Source organism: Streptomyces malaysiense, from assembly GCF_000980885.2.
GTDB lineage: Bacteria > Actinomycetota > Actinomycetes > Streptomycetales > Streptomycetaceae > Streptomyces > Streptomyces malaysiense.
Window position 1 is genome coordinate 1 of the sequence record NZ_LBDA02000118.1, and the last position, 4,283, is coordinate 4,283.

5 protein-coding genes and 1 pseudogene are annotated in these 4,283 nt (G+C 67.0%); 2 read left to right on the plus strand and 4 right to left on the minus strand.

All coding sequences use genetic code 11. From position 1 onward, the window contains the following. Both VT52_RS33595 and VT52_RS33600 read left to right on the plus strand, forming a co-directional pair. Positions 1–849: pseudogene (locus tag VT52_RS33595) on the plus strand (IS30 family transposase); the annotation flags it as partial. Further along, positions 833–1,162 (plus strand): integrase core domain-containing protein, encoded by a 330-nt coding sequence (locus VT52_RS33600; protein WP_167377766.1) that lies wholly within the window; start codon positions 833–835, stop codon positions 1,160–1,162. The pseudogene VT52_RS33595 and the gene VT52_RS33600, both read left to right, overlap by 17 nt. A gap of 147 nt (positions 1,163–1,309) precedes the next feature. Here VT52_RS33600 and VT52_RS33605 read toward each other — a convergent pair whose 3' ends face one another. The 4 genes from VT52_RS33605 to VT52_RS33620 form a co-directional block, all read right to left on the minus strand. Further along, complete coding sequence (locus VT52_RS33605; protein WP_079175448.1) at positions 1,310–1,915, minus strand: DUF3159 domain-containing protein; 606 nt, start codon at positions 1,913–1,915, stop codon at positions 1,310–1,312. Further along, positions 1,915–2,253 (minus strand): hypothetical protein, encoded by a 339-nt coding sequence (locus VT52_RS33610; RefSeq protein WP_046421851.1) that lies wholly within the window; start codon positions 2,251–2,253, stop codon positions 1,915–1,917. The genes VT52_RS33605 and VT52_RS33610 overlap by 1 nt, the downstream gene beginning before the upstream one ends. Positions 2,254–2,301: 48 nt before the next feature. Continuing rightward, on the minus strand, positions 2,302–2,982 hold the full coding sequence (locus VT52_RS33615) for a DJ-1/PfpI family protein (protein ID WP_046421852.1): 681 nt from the start codon (positions 2,980–2,982) through the stop codon (positions 2,302–2,304). A gap of 212 nt (positions 2,983–3,194) precedes the next feature. Next, the gene (locus tag VT52_RS33620) at positions 3,195–3,884 is read right to left on the minus strand and encodes a DJ-1/PfpI family protein (protein ID WP_240509995.1); all 690 of its coding nucleotides are present in this window, start codon (positions 3,882–3,884) and stop codon (positions 3,195–3,197) included. Positions 3,885–4,283: the final 399 nt, after the last annotated feature.

The following is a 4,283-nucleotide window of genomic DNA, read 5'->3' on the forward strand; positions in this document are numbered from 1 at the left end:
CGTGGACGGGGCGGAACAAGCCGCACCGCAAGGACCGTGCGTGGGTGCAGGCGTGGAGTCCGGAGCAGATCGCGAACCGGATCAAGCTCGATTTCCCCGATGATGAGTCCATGCGCATCAGCCACGAGGCGATCTACCAGGCGCTCTACATCCAGGGCCGCGGGGCGCTCAAGCGAGAACTGATCTTGTGCCTACGTACAGGCCGCGCGCTGCGCGCCCCGCGTGCTCGTTCGCGCCGCAAGACCTGGGCGCACGTGACGCCCGAAGCGTTGATCAGCGAACGGCCTGCCGAAGTCGAGGACCGTGCCGTTCCCGCCACTGGGAAGGGGACCTGATCACCGGCTGGAACGTTCCGCGATCGGCACGGTCGTCGAGCGGTCAACTCGATTCACGATGCTGGTTCATCTGCCGCGCGAGGAAGGCTACCGGCACAAACACACCGTCAAGAATGGCCCTGCACTGGCCGGTTATGGGGCGATCACGATGAAGAACGCACTCGCCAGCACGATGTCGACGCTGCCCGAGCAACTGGCACGGTCGCTGACATGAGATCGAGGAAAGGAGATGTCGGCACACGTCCAATTCAAGGTCGAGACTGGCATTCCCGTGTTTTTCGCCGATCCGCATAGTCCATGGCAGCGCGGCACCAACGAGAACACCAATGGGCTCTTGCGACAGTACTTCCCGAAGGGCACCGATCTCTCGAGATGGTCCGCTGAGGAAGTCCAGGCCGTCGCTCACACTCTCAACAGCAGACCCCGCAAGACGCTCGGATGGAAGACACCCGCCGAAGCGTTCAATGAGCAGCTACAGTTGCTTCAACAAACCGGTGTTGCAACGACCAGTTGAATCCGGTCAGTACACGAGCTTCCGCCTCGCCGAGCACCTGGACGCCGCCGGCATCGCGGCGAGCATCGGATCCGTTGGTGACGCGTTCGACAACGCCCTGATGGAGTCCACGATCGGCCTGTTCAAAACCGAGCTGATCAAGCCCCAGCACCCCTGGAAGACGCTCTCCCAGGTCGAGCTGGCCACTGCCGAGTGGATCGACTGGTACAACCACCGCCGACTCCACGGTGAGATAGGGCACATCCCGCCCGTCGAATACGAAGCCAACTACTACACCGAACTCAAGAAACCCCAGGTCATCACCACAATCTGAGATCTCTACCGACCCCGGGGCGGTTCAGCTGTCATAGGGAGAGCCCTGGCCAGGAACGTTCGGCCAGGGCTCCCACGCTGACGGGGCTGAAGCGGACAGGATGGGCTCGTTGCTGTTCGGCTTGATCCTGCGGGTTGTCAGCGGTTGTCAGCGGTTGTCAGCCTCGGCGGTGGCCCGCTCGCGGATGATCTTCCTGCGGGCCAGCAGCGTGGACAGTGCTGTGATGGCGGTCCATGACGCTCCCATGAGGATGTGGAGGAGCCCCAGCATGGCGACGTCGCTCCAGTGGTACAGCGCTACCTGCGCAGCCAGGCTCAGGAAACTCAGGAGCGCGATCACGACCGTTGACACCGCGTAGAAGCGGTGGAGCGCCCGGTGCGAGCGCCATCCGGGTGGGCCGCCCACGATCTTGTTCGTGACCAGGCCGGCCAGGGGGCGGTCGGCTGCAAGGGACAGTAGGCAGGCCGCCGTTGTCGCGGCCGGCATGAGCATGGGGACCAGGAAGAATCCCCGTGCCTGTCCTGTCCAGGCGGCCGCGGCTGCGCACGCGGTCGCGAGCAGGGCTCCGACGACCGCGTGGCGGACCTGTCGCCGGGCCTGCAGCCGCCACACGAGGACGAGCACAGCGGTCGCCGTCGTGGCGATGGCCGCGGTTCGTAGACCGCTGATCCCGTTCGCGGCCAGGAACACCACCGTGGGTGTCGTCGTCGCCGCCGCGCCGGTGATCGCGGACGTGGCGCGTGATGTCGTCATCACATCGGCTCGACGACGTCCGCGCCATCGTCGCGGCGGCGGCCGGTGACCTTCGAGGACGGGAGGCGGCCGGCCTTGGAGGTGCCGGTGAGTGTGTCGCCGTCGACGGTGACGGCGAAGGCCAGGTCGAGGCGCATCGGGCGGGTGATGGACTGCTTCCAGGTCAGCCGGTGCCCGTCGAGGGCGATGTCCCTCAGTGGCAGATCCTCTCCCTCGCGCTCGCCGTGGGCGGTGCCGGCCAGTTGCCCGTCCTGGGTGCGCAGTTCGATGACGGGTCGCACACGCCCGATCGGCGTGGCGATGGTCAGGTCCCAGGTACCTTCGATTTCAGCGGACATGAAGTGGTGCTTCCTTGCGTCGTGACGTGCGGGGTGGGCCGGGGGTGCTCAGAAGGCGGCGGGCTGGAGCCCGCGGGGGCGCCAGGTCGTGCCGCGGCGTTCGTGGGCGAACAGTTCCTCGACGGCGTGGGCGATCTGCGGTCCCGCTTCGCGTTCCAGCAGGTACAGGCCGAGGTCGAGCCCAGAGGTGACGCCGGCGGCGGTGACCAGGTCGCCGTCGTCGACGACGCGCGCGCGGACGGCGTGGACGCCGGTCGCGTCGAGCAGGTCCAGGCCCAGATGGTGGGTGGTGGCGTGGCGGCGGTGGAGGAGACCGGCCATGGCCAGGACCAGCGATCCGCCGCAGACCGTCGCCACGGTGATCCCCGTGTCCTCCATGGCGGTCTTGAGCAGCCCCGGCAGCTCGGTCTCCAGCGCGCGGCCCAGGAGGACCGGGATGGTGTCCTCCTGCGTGTCGTCGTCCTCCCGGTCAGCGCTGTCGGCGGGGTCGCCGACGCGCCCGGAGGCGCCGGGGACGAGGACGACGCCGGGACAGCTGGGGTCAAGGGTGCCGGTGGTGCGAAGCGACAGGCCGCCGGTGCCGCTGACGACATCCCGCGGGCCTTCGGCGCTGACCAGCTCCACGCTGACGGCGCCGCCGGAGGCGGTGCCGCCGGCGTGGAGGACCTCGAACGGTGCGATGGCGTCAAGCGGGTCGAACCCGTCGAACAACACGATCTGGACGTGCATGTGAGTGTCTTTCGTGAGAGCAGGAGCCGGTGACCACCGGCTTGGTTTCGATGCTAGGAACCGGTCCGCGCCGTGAGAATGGGCTCGAATCACACACTCCAACGGGATCTCGCCATGAGGTGCCGGTGGGCTAGCCGGAGCGTTTGCCGAGGCGGCGGGCGTGACCGGGGACGTCGAGGTCGGTGGAGTGGGTCGAGGCGACCGACTGTGTCCTATCCGGCGAGAGGTCCGTCGTGCGAGCGGCCCCAGCCCTTCGCGGCCAACTTCTCGGCAAGGGCTGCTGTGCGATCGTTGATGTCGCTCATCGCGTCCCTGACGACGGTGGTGAGCTCGGCTCCGGCCTTCTCCGGTGAGCCCACGTCGAACGGTGGCAGCGGATCGTATTCGAGGGCGAGCTGGGTCTCCTTGGCCGGCTGCTCACCGAACATCTCTGACACCAGGGTGAGCCCGAAGTCGAGACCCGCAGTCACTCCGCCCCCGGTGATTCTGTTGCGGTCGATCACGACGCGGTCGTCGACGTTGCAGGCGCCGAACGCGGGAAGCAGGTGCCTGGCCGTCCAGTGCGTTGCGGCCCGGTATCCGCGCAGCAGTCCGGCCGCACCGAGGATGAGCGAGCCTCCGCAGACCGAGGTCACGTACCGGGCCCGGGAGCCGCGGTCAGCAAGAAAGGCGAGCACCTGCATGTCATCGAGATGCTGGGCCTGCCCCCTGCCCCCGGGCACGAACAACACGTCCAGGTCTTCGGGGCACTCGGCGAGTGTCGTCGTCGGCGTGATGGTCATTCCGGAGTCCGTGAGTACCGGGTCGAGCGTCTTCCAGACCAGGTGCACTTCCATGAACCGGGACAACGGTGTCTGAGGCCCCACCAGGTCCAGCGCGGTGAGCCCCGGGTAGAGCAACATCGCTGCTACGGGACGATCGGTCTCCGGTGCGTCGTCCTGCGGGGTCGATACCATGAGCTTTCTCCTGTCTGTTCGAATCCCGCGCCAAAGCTACGGAGCGGATCCGCGGCCTCCCAGGGGCTGGAATGACAAACGTCAGCGGCTTCTCGCCACGACTTCTGCGGGCCGGGTGTCCACCAGTGCATCCCTGATCGTCGGCCTCTGGCAGTGCTTGACACCCGTAAGAAGCTGTTGTCTTTCCGGACGTGATCGGCACGTTTCTGCTGGTCGGGGATAGGAGTGGTGGGTCCGTGGGAGTGGTGGCCTGTCGGGTCGTCGTTCCCGGGAGGTCGCGGATGCCGTCGGTTGTTGGACTGCTGGAACAGCACGAGCTCTCCGCTCGGCGTCGAGTCGACGGAC

Bases quoted from the DNA above. Each gene is read 5' to 3' on its own strand.
- VT52_RS33610 (WP_046421851.1), bottom strand. From the start codon at position 2,253: ATGTCCGCTGAAATCGAAGGTACCTGGGACCTGACCATCGCCACGCCG.
- VT52_RS33620 (WP_240509995.1), bottom strand. From the start codon at position 3,884: ATGTTGCTCTACCCGGGGCTCACCGCGCTGGACCTGGTGGGGCCTCAG.
- VT52_RS33605 (WP_079175448.1), bottom strand. From the start codon at position 1,915: ATGACGACATCACGCGCCACGTCCGCGATCACCGGCGCGGCGGCGACG.
- VT52_RS33615 (WP_046421852.1), bottom strand. From the start codon at position 2,982: ATGCACGTCCAGATCGTGTTGTTCGACGGGTTCGACCCGCTTGACGCC.